We start from the raw sequence: 1,518 nt of genomic DNA, 5'->3' as shown, positions 1-1,518 counted from the left end.
TCGGCTCGATGCTGCTCTACTGGTACCACTACTCGCACAACGGCAAGCGCATCGAGGTCGAAACCGACGACGACTCGATCGGCGGCCACTTCCTGCATCTGCTGCACGGTGCTCCGCCGTCGAAGTCGTGGGTCGACGCGATGCACATTTCGCTGAACCTGTATGCAGAGCACGAATTCAACGCATCGACCTTCACCGGCCGCGTGATCGCAGGCACGGGCGCGGACCTGTATTCCGCGATCACCGGCGCGATCGGCGCGCTGCGCGGTCCGAAGCACGGCGGCGCGAACGAAGCCGCGTTCGAGATCCAGTCGCGCTATCAGAACGCGGATGAAGCCGAAGCCGATATCCGCAGGCGCGTGGACAACAAGGAAGTGGTGATCGGCTTCGGTCACCCGGTGTACACGATTTCCGACCCGCGCAACAAGGTGATCAAGGACGTGGCGAAGAAGCTGTCGAAGGAAGCGGGCAACACGAAGCTGTTCGAGATTGCCGAGCGGCTCGAGACGGTGATGTCGGATGTGAAGAAGATGTTCCCGAATCTCGACTGGTTCAGCGCGGTGTCGTATCACATGATGGGCGTGCCGACCGCGATGTTCACGCCGCTTTTCGTGATCTCGCGCACCAGCGGCTGGAGCGCGCACATCATCGAGCAGCGCATCGATAACAAGATCATCCGGCCGAGCGCGAATTACACCGGACCGGAGAATTTGAAGTTCGTGGCGCTAAATAGGAGAAAATAGCGTCCGCTGTGCGCATTCGGGGCGCGTGCAGTCACCCCGGCGGCTCGGTTCCAGCCGGCCGCGCACGATTAATCGATTATTAGAGAGAAAGGTTCAATTGTCATGAAAAAACTGCTGATCGCTGCCGTTGTCGGCGCCTTGTCTTCGACGCTGCTGGTCACCGCGGAGAACGCTTCCGCTCAGGCGTCGAGCACCGCAACGACAAAAAAGACCACCGCGAAGCCGAAAGCTCCGCAACCGAAGCGCCTGTTCAAGCGCAAGCCGAACCCGGCCAAGGAAGCCAAGGTCGATCCGATCCCGGATGGCGCTGAAAAATGGACCTGTAAGGAAGGCCTGTCGTTCGAAATGAAGGGCGACATGAAGCGTGACCAGATCATCACGGTTCACTGGGCCAACAAGAACTACAACCTGCCGCGCGAAACGACGACGACCGGCGCCGACCGCTTCCACGATTCGGCGAGCGGTCTCGACGTGGTCGTGATCCCGACCAAGGCGATGCTGTTCTCCGACAAGGACGGCGAACGTCTCGCGGACGAGTGCAAGACGGCTGCGATGATGGAAGGCGCACCCGCTCCGACGCAGTCGAACGCGATCAACAAGGCGCAGTAATCGCCTCAGGAAGTCATAGCAGGCCGCAACCAGGGAAGCCTCGATGTCCGCACCGATCTCCAACGTCCGCCCCGAACCGGACAAAGTCCTCACCGACCTAGTCGACTACGTGCTGAACCATAAGATCGACAGCGCACTCGCGCTCGAAACGGCACGCAACTGTCTG

Annotated in this window: 2 protein-coding genes; both read left to right on the top strand. The window is 60.4% G+C overall.

Annotated features, from left to right (window positions below):
- Nucleotides 1-743 (top strand): citrate/2-methylcitrate synthase (locus tag HV675_RS32065; protein ID WP_281364205.1); only part of this gene is annotated, 743 nt, incomplete at its 5' end.
- 102 nt (nt 744-845) lie between these two features.
- Complete coding sequence (locus HV675_RS32060) at nt 846-1,352, top strand: hypothetical protein (RefSeq protein WP_175115470.1); 507 nt, start codon at nt 846-848, stop codon at nt 1,350-1,352.
- Nucleotides 1,353-1,518: the final 166 nt, after the last annotated feature.

The sequence above is a fragment of the Paraburkholderia solisilvae genome (assembly GCF_902859875.1).
In the GTDB taxonomy this organism is placed as follows: Bacteria; Pseudomonadota; Gammaproteobacteria; order Burkholderiales; family Burkholderiaceae; genus Paraburkholderia; species Paraburkholderia solisilvae.
This window is presented reverse-complemented; position numbering and strand designations above follow the sequence as displayed.